The sequence below is a fragment of the Corallococcus sp. CA053C genome (assembly GCF_003611675.1).
Taxonomy (GTDB): Bacteria; Myxococcota; Myxococcia; order Myxococcales; family Myxococcaceae; genus Corallococcus.
Genome location: NZ_RAWA01000244.1, coordinates 1 through 14,317, shown reverse-complemented (window position 1 = coordinate 14,317; position 14,317 = coordinate 1). Strand labels below are relative to the sequence as shown.

The window sequence follows — 14,317 nt, the reverse complement described above, 5'->3', positions numbered from 1 at the left end:
GCGTACGGGCAGCGGGCGGGCGTGGCTTTCGGCGTTGGCACTGATGGCGGTCAACGGTCCGGCGGCAGCGTCCGGCGACGGCGCGGGCGGACCGGATTCGGTGAGCGTGCGCCGGCTGACCGCGCTGCCGGAAGAAGAGCTCATGCTCGGCTGGGACGCGAACGTCGAGCTCCAGCCCTCCGTCACCTTGAACGGCCAGCTGTATTTCTTCACCGGCCCGCGCATCACCGACATCAATGACAGACACCTGAAGCTGTGGGCCACGGATGGCACCGCCCCGGGCACCCGCTCCGTGGACCTGCTACCGGCCTCCGTCGTCATGGATCACATGACGTTGTCCGCGGTGCCCGGGCGCCTGTTCTTCACCGCCATGAGCCTTGGCACCACCGGCCGCGAGCTGTGGACGAGCGACGGCACCGCGCAGGGCACCCACCTGGTGCGCGACCTCCAGCCGGGCGGGGCCAGCGGCCTGCGCATGACGGCCTCGCTCGTGCCCTTCGGGCGCTCCGTGCTGTTCGCCGCCGAGGACAGCCTCGACGACATGGAGCTGTGGAAGTCGGACGGCACCGAGGCGGGCACCGTGCGCCTCAAGGACATCGCGCCCGGGAGCCAGGGCTCCTTCCCGCTCGTGCTCGGCCCGTGTGGCGAGGCCATGCTCTTCAGCGCCGACGGTCCCGAGGGCCGGGAGCTGTGGCGCACGGATGGCACCGAGGCGGGCACCCGGCTGGTGCGCGACGTGCGCCCGGGCGCCGAGTCCTCCGACCCCGCGTTCGCCGCCGTCCTGGGCTCCACCTGCTTCTTCACCGCCGACGACGGCCAGCACGGCCGCACCCTGTGGAAGACGGACGGCACCGAGGCGGGCACCCACCCGGTGAGCGACCTGGTGCCGGGCCCCAACGAGCCCGGCCTGAGCCAGTTCACCGTGCTGGGCGACAGGCTCCTGTTCTTCGTGAACGACAGCGGCCGGCTGGAGCTGTGGAAGACGGATGGCACCGAGGCGGGGACCCTGCCGGTGAAGCCCATGCCCGGCAGCCACGGCTTCAACGAGCCGGGGCCCACGCTGGTGCGGGCGGGCGCGCGCGTCTACTACGTGACCGGGCGCGTGGATTCAGGCCTCCAGTTGTGGGTCACGGACGGCACGTCGGCGGGCACCCGCATCCTTCCCACGATGGAGACGGGCGCTCCGCGCACCCTGGCCGCCTGGGGTGACGCGCTCGTCTTCATCACCACGCCCAACCTCTGGGGCAGCGAGCTGTGGCGCGCCGACGGCGTGACGGGCAGCACCTACCGCTTGACGCGGCTGCCGTCGGAGCGGAACTTCGTCCCGAAGAAGCTCCTGCCCTTCGGCGACGCGATGCTCGTCGTGTCCACGGATGCCTTCGCCGGCCCGACGCTGTGGCGCCTGGACCGCGACGCCACGGCGCCCGCCTTCCAGGGCTGCCCCGCCCACCTCGACGTGGCCGCCACGAGCCCCCAGGGCACCGAGATGCACCTGGCCCCGCCCGCGCTCACCGGCGGACAGGCGCCCTTCACGGTGCGCACCAGCCACCCTGAAGGCACGCCGCTGTCCATGCCGATGAGCTTCGGCGTCCGCTACCAGGCCGAGGATGCGCAGGGCCGCGTCGCCGCGTGCGTCATCGACGTCGCCGTGCTGGACCTGACGCCGCCCGTCCTCAAGGGCTGCCCGGCGCAGCTCACCGTCAGCGCGCGCTCGCCCAAGGGCGCCATCGTGTTCTACCCGGCCATCCAGGTGACGGAGGAGACGGGCGGCGACATCGTCGTCACGTACAGCCCGGAGGACGGCAGCCTCCTGCCCCTGGGCACGACCCGGATGACGATGACGGCCCAGGACCGGGCGGGCCACCTCAGCACCTGCTCCTTCCCCGTCACCGTGCGCGACGGGCAGCCTCCCACCCCCGCCTGCAAGGTGAGCGAGGTCCGCGTGGAGGCGGAGGGGCCCGACGGCGCGCACGCTTCGTGGCCGGAGCTGACGTCCAGCGACAACGTCTCGTCGCAGACGACCGTCACCGGCTCGCATGCCTCCGGGGACCTGTTCCCCATTGGCATCACCCCGGTGCGGATCACCAGCGTCGACGACGTGGGCAACAGCACCACGTGCGAGATCCAGGTGAAGGTGCGCGACACGCGGCCGCCCGTCCTCAACTGCCCGGCGGACGTCACGCTGGAGACGGCCGTGGTGTCCGGCACCCGCGCCGAGTACCCGCTCGCCACCGCCCTGGACACCGTGTCCCCGACGCAGATCAGCTACAGCCCGGAGGTCGGCACGCCGCTGGCGCCGGGGGTGCACTCGGTGCGGGTGACGGCGCTCGACGCGGCCGGCAACGCGGCGCTGTGCAGCTTCAAGCTCGCCGTGGAGTACGACCCGACGAGCGACATGCAGCGAGGCCTGGGCTGCTCCGTGGGCGGCAGTGCGTCCTCGGGCGCGAGCTGGGCGGCGCTGCTCTTCCTTGGCTGGACGCTCACCCGCCGTCGGAAGGGCGCCGCGCCGGACGCGTGAGCATGGACCGTGGCGGCGTGAGGGACTTCCGCTACAGTCCCTCGCACGCCCCATGGACCTCACCCTCTTCCTCGTCGGACTCGTGAAGGTCGTCTTCGGTGGCCTCGTCGCCGCGCTCGGCATCGGGCTGGGGATGCACGGCCTGGGACGCCTGCTGGACAGCCACCCCGTGGAGGAGCTGCGCCAGGGCAACATCGCCGCGGGCCTGGTGCACGCGACGAGCCTCGTGTCGCTGGGGCTGCTGGTGCAGCATGCGCTGAAGGCCACCGGGGACGCGGTGGACCTCGCGGTGCAGAACCCGCCCGTGTCGCTTGTCAACGTGCTCCAGTTGATGGGCCTGTCGCTCGTGCACGTGGCGCTGTCGCTGGCGGTGGGCGTGGCGGTGCTCGCGCTGGGCGTGCGGCTGTTCGACCGGATGACGCCGGGCATCGACGAGCTGGCGGAGGTGCGCAAGGGCAACATCGCCGCCGCGCTCATCCTGTGCGCCTTCCTGCTCGTCATCGCCCTGCTCACCGCGCCCGGCCTCCAGGCCGCGCTCAACGGGCTCATCCCCTTCCCGCAGCTTCCCACCGGGATGCTGCGCGCGCCCGCCTGAGGTCCGCATGGTCGCGCGCGCCTGGAACGGGAAGACGAAGCTGCTGCTCGCGCTGGCGCTGCTGGGCATGGCCGGGGTCGCGGCCTTCTGGCGCCTGGACGTCCGCAGGAACGCGGGCCGGCTCGCGGAGGCCGGGTGGACGGAAGACTCCCGGGAGGAGGCTCCGCGGGAAGCGTCGCTGGACCTGGGCACGGTGCTCGTCCCGGAGGACACGCCCCTGGAGCGGGCGCGCGCGTATGACTGGCGCGTGGAGGGGCTGACGCCTCCCCGGCAGGAGCTGGCGTTCGGCCTGGGCGAAGCGGAGGAGCGCGGGCTGGAGCAGGCGCACCGCGACTACAGCGTGAGCCTGCGCTACCGCGCCATGGGCCCGGAGCGCTTCACCTACGTGGCGCCTCCCGGTTGCGGCGCGGACATGCGCTGCATCTACGCGGAGCTGATGCGCAGCAACGCGGAGCCGGTGCGCGTGCTGGGCGACCGCTTCGCCACCTCCATCCGCGAGCGAAACCTGGACGCGGCCCAGGCCACCGAGCTCATCCTCGGCTTCGTGCGCCGCGTGCACTACGAGCTGCCCGGAGATGAACCCTTCGGCATCGTCCCGCCGGGGCTCGTGCCCGCGCAGGACCGCGGCGACTGCGACTCCAAGGCGGTGCTCGCGCTGATGCTGCTGCGGCAGGCGGGCGTGGACGCGGTGATACTGTACTCGGACGCGCTCGCGCACGCGGCCATCGGCGTGGGCTTTCCCGGCACCGGCACCCGCATCGCCTTCGGTAGGCGGGGCTACCGCTACGCGGAGCTCACCGCCGAGGGCTGGCCCCTGGGCATGATTCCCCCCCAGTACGACAAGCCCCTGCTCTGGCGCGTCCTGCCCCTGCCCGACGCGCCGGGCTGACGGGCCTGGAGCTTCTCACTGAGTTCCACTATTCCTGCTCTATCCGGGATACGCCTCCCAAAGGCATCCCCCTCCCGGACAGGAGCAGGCACATGGAAACCAGGCGTTCGCGGACGTGGTGGGTGCAGCGGTTCTTCGCCGTGGGGCTGGCGGTGGCGGCCGTGGGCTGTGGCGCGGCGGAGGAGGCGGACGGCGCGCGGGTGGCCGCCCCGGACGCGGTGGAGCAGGCGCTGGGCGCGTGCACGCACTCCGTCACCACCAACACGTACGTGGGCGTGGACTACTGGGGCACGCTCGTCTTCAAGAACACGGGCACGGTGGCCATCGCCAATCCGCAAGTCTCGCTCGACGTGCCGTCGGGCGTGACGTGTGATGATGATCAGCCCGGCTGGACGCACACCCAGACGAGCCGCACGTGCACCTTCACGCGGACCTCCGCGCTGACGGTGGCGGTGAATGCGTCGTACACGTTCAACTACTCCACCACGTCCAACGTGTCCTTCACCGCGACCAACGTGAAGGTGCAGTCCGACAGCTGCGGGAGCACGCCGCCGCCCACGGGCACCGGCCTCACCGCGAACCAGAAGAAGGTCGCGGAGGCGCTGACGAGCATCTGGGAGAACGACATCCCGACGCTCGACTACGCGTACTCGGAGGACATCGACGACGGGCGCGGCTACACCAACGGCCGCGCGGGCTTCTGCACCGGCACCGGCGACGCCATCCAGGTGGTCCAGTGCTACCGGGCGCTGCGCACCGAGGCCAACGGCAACCGCCTGGCGAAGTACTGGAACGCGCTCACCGTCATCAACAACCGCTTCCTGTCCACCGGCGAGTCGCAGGCCTCCACCGCGGAGCTGGACGCGGTGGGCAACTGGACCGCAGACTGGGCCGCGAGCTTCAACACCGCCGCGACGAAGGCGGACTTCAAGCTGTGCCAGGACCAGGTGAGCGACGCGCTCTACTACACGCCCATCATGAACGAGGCCACGCGCTGGGGCTTCACCCAGGCGCTCACCAAGGCGGCGCTCTACGACGCGGCCATCAACCACGGCGAGGACGGCGCGAAGGCCATCATCCGCAGCGCCAACACGGCCCTGGGCAACAGCGGCCAGGTGGCGCCGGTGATTGGCTACAACGGCATCACGGAGAGCGCCTGGCTCCAGAAGTTCCTGGAGAAGCGCCGGGACGTGCTCGCCGGGGACTCCACCTGGGTGGACGCCGTGGACCGCGTGGCCGCGTACGAGAAGCAGCGCCGGCTGGGCAACTGGAGCCTGGGCACCGCCCTGCGCAACGACGTGCGCGCCCGCGACTGCTGGGGCACCACCTACCCGGCGAGCGGCTATACCGTGCGCCTCATCAACCCGGACGGCACCTGGAGCACGCCCGCGTCGTACACGTACGCCTGCCAGTAGGGCCGGGGCCGCAGCTCATCGGGCAGGCCACTGACGGACACGGGCCCTGACGGCGCGCTGGCCGCCAGGGTGCCTGGGGTGGCATGACCTGCCCCATGGCCCGTGACGTCTCGTTCTTCGACACCCTCGGCTCCCTCCTCGCCCAGGAGCGCGAGGCCGAGAAGGCCCGCATGGCCGCGTTCGCGCAGGGGCTGTCCCTGCGTGAGCGCGAGGAGCAGGGCCTGTCGGTGCTGGACCTGGAAGCCGTCGAGGAGGAGGTGGGCCTGGGTGGCCGCATCCTCCTCACGCTCGCCCGCGCGGACCGGGGGCGGCTGCCCACGCGCCTGTCCAACGGCGACTTCGTGGCGGTGCTGCCCCGCCGCGCGGAGGTGAAGGACCCCGCGAAGGCGCTCGTGTCGCGCGCCTCCTCCACGCGCATCCAGCTCGCCTTCGACCGCGACCCGCCCGCCTATATCTCCGAAGGGCTGTTGCGCCTGGACGTCGTCCCCAACGACGTCACCTACGAGCGCGTGCGCGCGGGCCTCCAGCGCGTGAAGGCCCTGGACAAGGGCGCCGAACGCCACAAGCGCGAGGTGCTGCTGGGCAACGAGCCCCCGCGCTTCGACAACGCGAAGGACTTCACTCCCAGCCGTCCGCTCAACCCGGAGCAGCTGGACGCGGCGAAGCGCGCGCTGGCCGCGGAGGACTTCTTCCTCATCCACGGCCCGCCCGGCACCGGCAAGTCCACCGTGCTCGCGGAGGTGGCCGTGCAGGCCGTCGCGCGCGGAGAGCGCCTGTTGTGCACCGCGGCCAGCAACGCCGCCGTGGATCACCTGCTGGAGCTGTGCCTGGAGCAGGGCCTGCGCGCCATCCGCGTGGGCCACCCCGCCCGCGTCGCCGCGCGGCTCCAGGAGCACACGCTGGACATCGTGGTGGAGGACCACCCGGACCGCATCATCAGCCGCGACCTGTTCGACGAAGCGTTCGACCTCTTCGGCTACGCGCGAAGGCAGCGCAGCCAGGGCCGCAGCCGCGACCGCTTCTCCAACGCCCGCTCCTCCACCGCGGAGGCCAAGGACCTGATGGACGAGGCGCGCAAGCTGGAGAAGAAGGCCGTGCGCGCGGTGCTCGCCCGCTCCGACGTCGTCTGCGTCACGCTCGCGAGCCTGGGCTCCGGCATCCTCGCGGGCGAGGAGTTCGACCGCGCGCTGCTGGACGAAGCCACCCAGGCCACCGAACCCCTGGCCCTCTTGGGCTTCCTGCGCGCGCCCAAGGTGGTGCTGGCCGGAGATCCGCAGCAGCTGCCGCCCACCGTGCTGTCGCAGGAGGCGGCGAAGGCGGGCCTGGGCGTGAGCCTCTTCGAGCGCCTGCTCAAGGACCACGGCGACGACGTGAAGCGCATGCTGCGCGAGCAGTACCGGATGAACGCCACCATCATGGCCTTCCCCTCGCGGGAGATGTACGCCGGGGAGCTGCGCGCGCACGCGTCCGTGGCGGACCGCACGCTCGCGCAGGTCCTCACGCCCGGCGCGGAGGTGGACGCCCCGCCCGTGCTCTTCCTCGACACCGCGGGCAAGGGCTTCGACGAGGAGGTGGAGCCCACCACGCACAGCCTCTTCAACCCGGGCGAGGCCGGCTACGTCATCGCCCGCGTGCGCCAGCTGCTGGCGCTGGGCCTGTCCCCGCGCGAGGTGGCCGTCATCGCCCCCTACAGCGCGCAGGCCCGCCAGCTGCGCGAGGCGATTGAAGCCGTGCACCCGGAGGTGGAGGTGGACACGGTGGACGCGTTCCAGGGCCGGGAGAAGGACGCCATCGTCGTCAGCCTCACCCGCTCCAACAGCGAGGGGCAGCTGGGCTTCCTCAACGACCTGCGCCGCATGAACGTCGCGCTCACCCGCGCCCGCCGGCACCTGTTCGTCGTGGGCGACTCCGCCACCCTGAGCAGCCACGCGTTCTACGCGCGCTTCATCGAAGGCACGCAGACCGACGGCGGCTACCGCTCCGCTTGGGAGTGGCCGGACCCGGAGTGACGGGTGATTGTCATTCCAACGACATTCGTCGGCCCTGGAGGGCGTCGCCCTGGGGAACTACGCAAGGAGTGCGGGCTGGGTCAGCGAAAATTGTCGGCTCGCTGAACGAAATTTGTCACCTGTCGCACCGCCCTCCGGGGAGGGGTCCGGATTTCAGGGCTTTGGCGCAAGCCCCGGGTCGGCACGAAGGATGCTTCTCCTTGCGGTCAAGGAGGGAAGCAATGTCCCAAGCGCCGGTCGTGACGAAGGAGAATGACGTCTGGGTGATTCGGATTGATCGCCCCAACGGCAAGGCCCAGGAGTACCGCTGCGCCACGGAGAGCCAGGCCCGGCAGCTGGCCCTGGTGCTCGGCCGTCCCGATTCCGGGGGTCCTCCACGCCCCGGCATCTCCACCAGCAGCATCGTCTAGCGGTCGCCACCGCCCGGGGGGACGGAGTAAGGCGGAGCACGAGGAGAGCCACCCGTGCCCGCTGCCGCATTCGAATCGCTCACGCTGGACGCTGAAGGCCTGCCGCTGCACGTGCGCCAGCGCCACCCGCACGGGACGCCCGCCGTGCTGTTCCTGCACGGGTGGTTGGACCACTCCCACGGCTTTGATCCGCTCTGCGAACACCTGCCCGAAGGCTTTCGCACGGTGCTGCTCGACTTTCGCGGCATGGGCCAGAGCGGCCACGTGGGCCCCGGCGCCGCGTACCACCTGAGCGACCACCTCCTGGACGTGGAGGCCACCCTGGACGGGCTGACCCTGCCCGCGGTGCACCTGGTGGGGCACTCGCTGGGAGGCATCGTCGCGCTGGCGTACGCCGCCGCGCGCCCCGACCGCATCCTCAGCCTGACCCTCATCGAGAGCCTGGGCCCTTCCGGGGGCCCGCCCGAGGGCGCGCTGCAGCGGCTGCGCGGCTTCCTGGACGACTCGCGCCGGCCGCCGAACCGCAAGCGCTACCCCTCGGTGGAGGCCGCCGCGGAGCGCCTGCGTCAGGCCAACCCCACCCTGTCCCCGGACGCGGCGCGGCTCTTCGCACGCCACGGCACGCGGCTCCAACCCGAGGGCGACGTCGCCTTCACCTTCGACCCGCGCCACCGCCGCCGCTTCGGCCAGGGCTTCGACGAGGCCCAGTGGTTGGCGCTGGAGGCCGCCGTCACCTGCCCGGTACAAATCCTCCGGGGAAGCCGGGGCCTGTCCCCCTCCCCGCCCCTCTTGCAGGCGCGGCTCGCGGCCCTGCGAACCCTGGTCGGGCCGCCCCAGGTTCTGGAGGGCGGGCACCATGTCCACCTGGAGCAGCCGGAGGCCGTGGCCGCTGCGATCGCCGCCTTCGTCACCGGCTCCCGCGACGGAACTGTCGTCCCACCCCCCTGAAAAGATGGGGGTGAGGGTTGGCAAAAAGGTCGGGAAAAACCTTTCACCCTCCAGGGCACCCTGCTTCCCACCAGCACTCAGTTGGGCCCCCTTGCGTGCGCCAAGTCCCTGATTTCAGGCGACGGGCCCGCCTCCTCCGTCTCCGGCACGAGTCTTGATGAGGGAACCCCCGCGATGGATCACGTGTCCCGGGCATCCGTGTGCGTGTGGTGGAGAAGGGTGGGGAGCGGACAATGGTGATGGGGTGGAGGGGTCGGGTCGTCCTGCTGGCTTCATTGGTGGCGGGGACGATGGCGTGTCACGAAGAGGACCAGACGCGCGGGGTGCAGGCCACCGCGGTGCTGGACATGGACGCACTCGACTTCGGCGAGGTGCCGGTGGGCGAGTGGCGTGAGAAGGAAGTCCGGATCCGCAACGTGGGCTACGTGCCCTTCTCCGCGCTGGAGGCGCTGGGGATTGGGAAGAACCCCGCCTATCAGGTGGAGCTGACGGAGGGCGGCGGCCGCGTGCCGCCGGGCGAGTCGCACGTCGTGAAGGTGCGCTTCCACCCGCTGGCCGAAGGCGCCGTGGAGGAGACGCTGCGCGTGACGACGGACGCCAACGTGGGCGCCCTGCAGCAGCTCCCCGTGCGCGGCCTGGGCACGCCCACGCCCATCGGCGTGTACCCGCCGGTGCTGGACTACGAGACGCTGGAGGTGGACAGCGACCGCGTGCTGGAGGTCACCGTCACCAACCCGGTGGACCTGCCCCTGACGCTGAAGGTCGCGGGCGACCAGGCGGATCCGTTCACGCCGGACACCATCACCGTGCCGCCCAACAGCACCCAGGTCGTGCGCACGAAGTACCTGCCGCGCGCGCTGGGCCAGATGGGCGCCCGGCTGGAGGTGGTGTCGTGCGAGACGTGCACCCCGTCCGTGGTGGACCTGAAGGGCAACTCCGTCGCGAGCGCCTTCGAGTTCGACCCGGCGCCGGTGCCCTTCGACGAGATTCCGGTGCACGAGCGCACCGAGTCCTTCACCCGGGCGCGCAACATCACCTGGCGTCCGGTGACCATCTCCACGCTGGCCACCAGCGACCGCGCCTTCTCGCCGCTGTCCAAGCCCGAGGGCGCCACGGTGCAGCCGGGCGAGGTGGTGGAGATGCGGATGGAGTTCGCCGCGCGCTTCTCCGGTCCCAACGTGGGCAACCTCACGGTGGCGTACGCGTCCGACAAGGCGCGTGAGGCCCGCGTGATGCTGGACGCGAGAGGTGGCCGGCCCACGCTGGCCGTGGCCCCGGTGGCGCTCGACTTCGGAGAGCTGCCGGTGGGCGGCAAGGTGGAGCAAGTCATCCGCATCACCAACGCCGGCAGCAACGGCCCGCTCACCTTCAGCGGCGTGCGCGCCGACGGGGACAGCGCGCAGTTCACCGTGGGCACGCCCACGCGCGGCGCGCAGAACTACCCGTGGAAGACGGGCACCTGGCCCGACCTGGAGGCCAACGGCCTGCAGATCGCCCCGGGCAACGACGCGCTGGAGCTCAAGGTCTACTTCGAGCCCAAGGCGGAAGGCCCCTTCACCGCGACGCTCTACGTGAAGTCCAACGACCTGTTCACGCCCGAGCGAGCCATCACCCTCACGGGCCGCGCCCGTGCGAGCGGCCCCTGCGTGTACGAGCTGTTGCCCCAGCCGTCGCTGGACTTCGCCAACGTGGCGCCGGGCCGCGGCGCAGTGCTGGGCTTCTACTTCCGCAACCCGGGCCGGGCCGAGTGCGCCATCAAGAACGTGCACCTGTCCAACGACGGCGGCGGCGTGTTCAGCATGCCCGGCGGTCCCATCACCGGCGGCGTGGTGCTCTACGACACGGCCTTCAGCTCCATGATTGCCTTCAAGGCGCCCACCACGGGCGGTGAGTTCAACGGCGAGCTGATGCTCACGGTGAACAACCCGGCGTACCCCACGGTGACGCTGCCCATCCACGCCGTGTCGCAGGCGTCCTGCCTCGTGGCCACGCCGTCCTTCGTGGACTTCGGGCCCATCCGCTACGACTGCGCCGCGAAGCCTCGCAAGACGTTCGTGTCCAACCGCTGCAGCGAGCCCGTCACCGTGGCGGACGCCGTCATCGGCAACGGCACGAGCAAGCAGTTCTCGCTGATGACGCCGGTGAACCCGCCGCGCACCCTGGCGCCGGGCGAGGGCTTCGAGATGGAGGTCGGCTACGCCCGCAACGTGCTGGGCCAGCACTTCAGCCCGCTGTACCTGCAGGCGGACACGGAGCCCAACGGCTTCCTCGTCCCGCTGCTCGCGGAGACCAACCACGAGGGCATCCAGGTGGACCGCTTCACGCAGGGCACCGACAGCCAACTGGACGTGCTCTTCGTGGTCTCCAACACCACCACCATGGACACCTACCAGCAGCGCCTGCGCTCCGCGATTCCCGGCTGGCTGCAGCGCGCGAAGGAGCTGAACGTGGACGTGCGCGTGGGCGTCACCAGCACCGGCCTCGTGCAGCGCGGCGGGCTGTGCGGTGGCGGCGCCAACGGCGGTGAGGCCGGTCGCCTCTTCCCGGTGGACGGCAGCCGCGCCCGCGTGGTGTCCGGCACCAGCGCCAACGCGGCCCCCACCATCCAGTCCAACCTGGACGTGGGCCTCTGCCACAACCTGGTGCAGGGCCTGGAGACGATGCGCCAGGGCCTGTCCGCCCCGCTGTCCGAGCAGGCCGACGACACCCGCACCCCGCAGCCCAACGACGGCAACCTGGGCTTCACCCGCGCCGCCGCGCGCATGGCGGTGGTGGTGCTGGCGGACGAGGACGACCACTCCGGCTTCGAGCCCGACAGCTACATCCAGTTCCTCCAGACGCTGAAGGGCACGGGCATGTCCCAGCGCAGCAACCTGCACGCGCTCATCCCCACCAACAGCTCCTGCACCACGGCGGGTGGCAGCGCGGCGCGCTTCGCCGCGGTGGCCAAGGGCACGGGCGGTTCGGTGGGCTCCATCTGCGAGGGCGACTACCGCGGGTTCCTGGACCCCATCATCCAGCAGGCCGGTGAGCCGCAGGCGGACTTCACCCTCACGGCCCAGCCGGACGGCACCGCGGAGATGAGCGTGCGCGTGAACGGCCGCGTCCTCGCCACCGACACGTGGACGTACGACGCGGGCCGCAACGCGGTCATCTTCAACCAGGGCTCGGTGCCCACCCCGGGCCAGTCCGTGGAGATCCGCTACCGCAGCATCTGCGCCCCGACGCCGTAGGGGGTCGCGGCTTCGTGACGCACCGCGCCGGGTCGGTCCCACGGGGGGCCGGCCCGGTTCGTTTTTTCCGGAGTGCCGGGCTTTTGAGATCCACGCGGGCGCGGCTATCGTCGCGGGCGGAGTGGAAACGTTCGGCCGCTATGAATTGATGCGCAAGCTGGCCACCGGCGGCATGGGGGCCGTTTACCTCGCCCGCCAGAAGGGGCCGGTGGGCTTCCAGAAGCTGCTGGTGGTGAAGCGGCTGTTGCCCCACCTGTCGGAGGACGACGAGTTCCTCCAGATGTTCCTGGACGAGGCGCGGATCGCGGCGCTGCTCAACCACCCCAACATCGCGCAGATCTACGAGATGGGGGATGTGGACGGGCAGTACTACATCGCGATGGAGTACGTGCACGGCGAGCCCCTTGGGTCGCTCTTGCCGCGCGCTTCGGCGCACCCGGGCGGCTTCCCGCTGGGGCTCAAGTGCCGCATCGCCGCGGAGGCCGCGGCGGGGCTGGACGCGGCGCACAACGCGCGCAGTCCGTCCGGCCGGAAGCTGTCGCTGATCCACCGGGACGTGTCGCCGCAGAACGTGCTGGTGGGCTTCAACGGCGGCGTGAAGCTCATCGACTTCGGGGTGGCGAAGGCGCAGGGGAAGCTGTCGCAGACGGTGGTGGGCACCATCAAGGGCAAGCACGCGTATATGTCCCCGGAGCAGGCGCGGGGCGAGCCGCTGGATGCGCGCTCGGACGTGTTCGGGCTGGGGACGGTGTTCTACGAGCTGTTGACCGGCGGGCGCCTGTTCAAGCGCGAGTCGGAGATGGCCACGCTCAAGGCGGTGGTGGGCTTCAAGATCGTCCCGCCGTCGGAGGCGGTGCCGGGGATTCCCAAGTCGCTGGACGCCATCGTGTTCAAGGCGCTGGCGCGCAAGCGCGATGATCGCTTCAGCACCGCGGGCGAATTGCAGCTCGCGCTGGAGGAGTTCCTCCAGCAGGAGAAGCTGCACGGCACCAGCGCGCACCTGGCCGCGTTCATGCGGGATGTGTACGCGGAGGAGCTGGAGGAGGAGCGCTTCGCGGCCGAGCCGACGATGATCTTCTTCGACCCGCGCCTGATGGCCCGGCCGGGCAGCCCCGCCCCGAAGGCCGCAGCTCCCGCGACGGCGTCCCAGGCCAAGGCGCCGGCGAAGGTGCCGGAGCACTCGGGGGTGAGCCAGTCGTCGACGAAGGCCGCGACGTCGCCGGAGGACTCCAACGGGGCCCGTCCGGCGCGCACGAAGGAGAACTCCGGCCTGAGCCGCCCCGAAGCCAGGCCCGTGAGGACGAAGGAGAACACGGGCCTGAGCCTCGCGGACACCAAGCCCGTGCGGAGCGACGAGGACGCGGCCGTGAGCCGCCCCGCCGCGAAGCCCGTGCGGAGTGACGACTCGGCCGTGAGCCGCCCCGCCGCGAGGCCCGTGGAAGCCCGTGCTCCCGCGAGGCCCGTGCCTACGCCGGACGAGTCCGTGGCAGCCAGGGCGGCCGCGAAGCCCGTCCGTCCGCCGGAGGGTGCCACTGGCAGCCGTTCCGCGGCGAAGGCCGTGCGAGCCTCGGAAGAGGTCGCCGACAGCCGCTCCGCCGCGAAGCCCGTGCGCGCTCCGGAAGGCTCCGCCGCGAAGCCCGTGCGTGCACCGGAGGACTCCGTCTCGGGCAAGGCACCCGCCAAAACGGCCCGTGCCGCCGAGGGCTCCGTCTCCAGCGCCCGGCGCCCCGTGCGCGGCAACGGTCCCGACTCCGACAAGTAGGCCTGGCCCCGGTGCGGGACCGCGACGCCTACAGGCTCGCCAGCGCCACGCGGTACAGCGCGCGGTAACCCATGCGCGGGGCGACCTCGAAGCGGTCCGCGTTGAAGATGTCGCGCAGCAGCGCCTGCCCGTCCGGCGTGGACTGCAACCCCAACAGCGCCGTCTCCAGCGCCGTCACCAGCGGCGCCGGCAGCCCCATGGCCACCGGCACGCCGTCATTGGGCGCCTCGTCCGTGTAGGCCAGCAGCTCGAAGCGCCTGCCCGAACCCGGCCCCAGCACGTCCTCCACGCCCGTGGCGAAGGAGAGCCCGGTGGAGGCCGGCGGACAGAACACGCTCGTCACGTCCGCCCTGCCCTCCAGCACCGCCTCCAGCGCGCCCTGGTACGAGCCCGTGAACTGCTGCGACACGAACGCCCGCGACGGCTCCAGCCCCTGCGTCTTGAGGTACGCGCTGGGCAGCAGGTAGCCCGCCACCGAATCGCGGTCCACCCACGCCGCCTTGGCGCCCTTGAGCTTCTCCACCGTCAGCCCGGAGCC

General features: G+C 71.5%; 10 protein-coding genes. 9 read left to right on the top strand and 1 reads right to left on the bottom strand.

Features of this window, described 5'->3' with window-relative positions; all coding sequences use genetic code 11:
* From D7V97_RS27360 to D7V97_RS27320, 9 genes are all read left to right on the top strand, one after another.
* A partial coding sequence (locus tag D7V97_RS27360; RefSeq protein ID WP_233583257.1) for an HYR domain-containing protein occupies positions 1-2,518 on the top strand: 2,518 nt, incomplete at its 5' end.
* Positions 2,519-2,570: 52 nt separating this feature from the next.
* Positions 2,571-3,113, top strand: a complete 543-nt coding sequence (locus D7V97_RS27355; protein ID WP_120613580.1) for a DUF350 domain-containing protein — start codon at positions 2,571-2,573, stop codon at positions 3,111-3,113.
* Between the two features lie 7 nt (positions 3,114-3,120).
* Complete coding sequence (locus tag D7V97_RS27350) at positions 3,121-4,002, top strand: hypothetical protein (RefSeq protein WP_120613579.1); 882 nt, start codon at positions 3,121-3,123, stop codon at positions 4,000-4,002.
* 92 nt (positions 4,003-4,094) lie between these two features.
* Complete coding sequence (locus D7V97_RS27345; RefSeq protein WP_120613578.1) at positions 4,095-5,417, top strand: chitosanase; 1,323 nt, start codon at positions 4,095-4,097, stop codon at positions 5,415-5,417.
* Between the two features lie 95 nt (positions 5,418-5,512).
* Positions 5,513-7,426, top strand: a complete 1,914-nt coding sequence (locus D7V97_RS27340; protein WP_120613577.1) for an AAA domain-containing protein — start codon at positions 5,513-5,515, stop codon at positions 7,424-7,426.
* Between the two features lie 221 nt (positions 7,427-7,647).
* Positions 7,648-7,836 (top strand): hypothetical protein, encoded by a 189-nt coding sequence (locus tag D7V97_RS27335; protein WP_120613576.1) that lies wholly within the window; start codon positions 7,648-7,650, stop codon positions 7,834-7,836.
* Between the two features lie 54 nt (positions 7,837-7,890).
* On the top strand, positions 7,891-8,784 hold the full coding sequence (locus D7V97_RS27330) for an alpha/beta fold hydrolase (RefSeq protein WP_120613575.1): 894 nt from the start codon (positions 7,891-7,893) through the stop codon (positions 8,782-8,784).
* A 233-nt stretch (positions 8,785-9,017) separates the two neighbouring features.
* Positions 9,018-12,017, top strand: a complete 3,000-nt coding sequence (locus D7V97_RS27325; protein WP_120613574.1) for a choice-of-anchor D domain-containing protein — start codon at positions 9,018-9,020, stop codon at positions 12,015-12,017.
* Between the two features lie 121 nt (positions 12,018-12,138).
* Positions 12,139-13,779, top strand: a complete 1,641-nt coding sequence (locus D7V97_RS27320) for a serine/threonine-protein kinase (protein ID WP_304988518.1) — start codon at positions 12,139-12,141, stop codon at positions 13,777-13,779.
* 28 nt (positions 13,780-13,807) lie between these two features.
* On the opposite strand, the gene D7V97_RS27315 is transcribed toward D7V97_RS27320, so the two are convergent.
* Positions 13,808-14,317 (bottom strand): phosphate/phosphite/phosphonate ABC transporter substrate-binding protein (locus tag D7V97_RS27315; protein WP_147444997.1); only part of this gene is annotated, 510 nt, incomplete at its 5' end.

Excerpts from the sequence above, each read along its gene's own strand:
- D7V97_RS27355 (WP_120613580.1), top strand. The coding sequence starts at position 2,571 with ATGGACCTCACCCTCTTCCTCGTCGGACTCGTGAAGGTCGTCTTCGGT.
- D7V97_RS27325 (WP_120613574.1), top strand. The coding sequence starts at position 9,018 with ATGGTGATGGGGTGGAGGGGTCGGGTCGTCCTGCTGGCTTCATTGGTG.
- D7V97_RS27340 (WP_120613577.1), top strand. The coding sequence starts at position 5,513 with ATGGCCCGTGACGTCTCGTTCTTCGACACCCTCGGCTCCCTCCTCGCC.
- D7V97_RS27335 (WP_120613576.1), top strand. The coding sequence starts at position 7,648 with ATGTCCCAAGCGCCGGTCGTGACGAAGGAGAATGACGTCTGGGTGATT.
- D7V97_RS27345 (WP_120613578.1), top strand. The coding sequence starts at position 4,095 with ATGGAAACCAGGCGTTCGCGGACGTGGTGGGTGCAGCGGTTCTTCGCC.
- D7V97_RS27350 (WP_120613579.1), top strand. The coding sequence starts at position 3,121 with ATGGTCGCGCGCGCCTGGAACGGGAAGACGAAGCTGCTGCTCGCGCTG.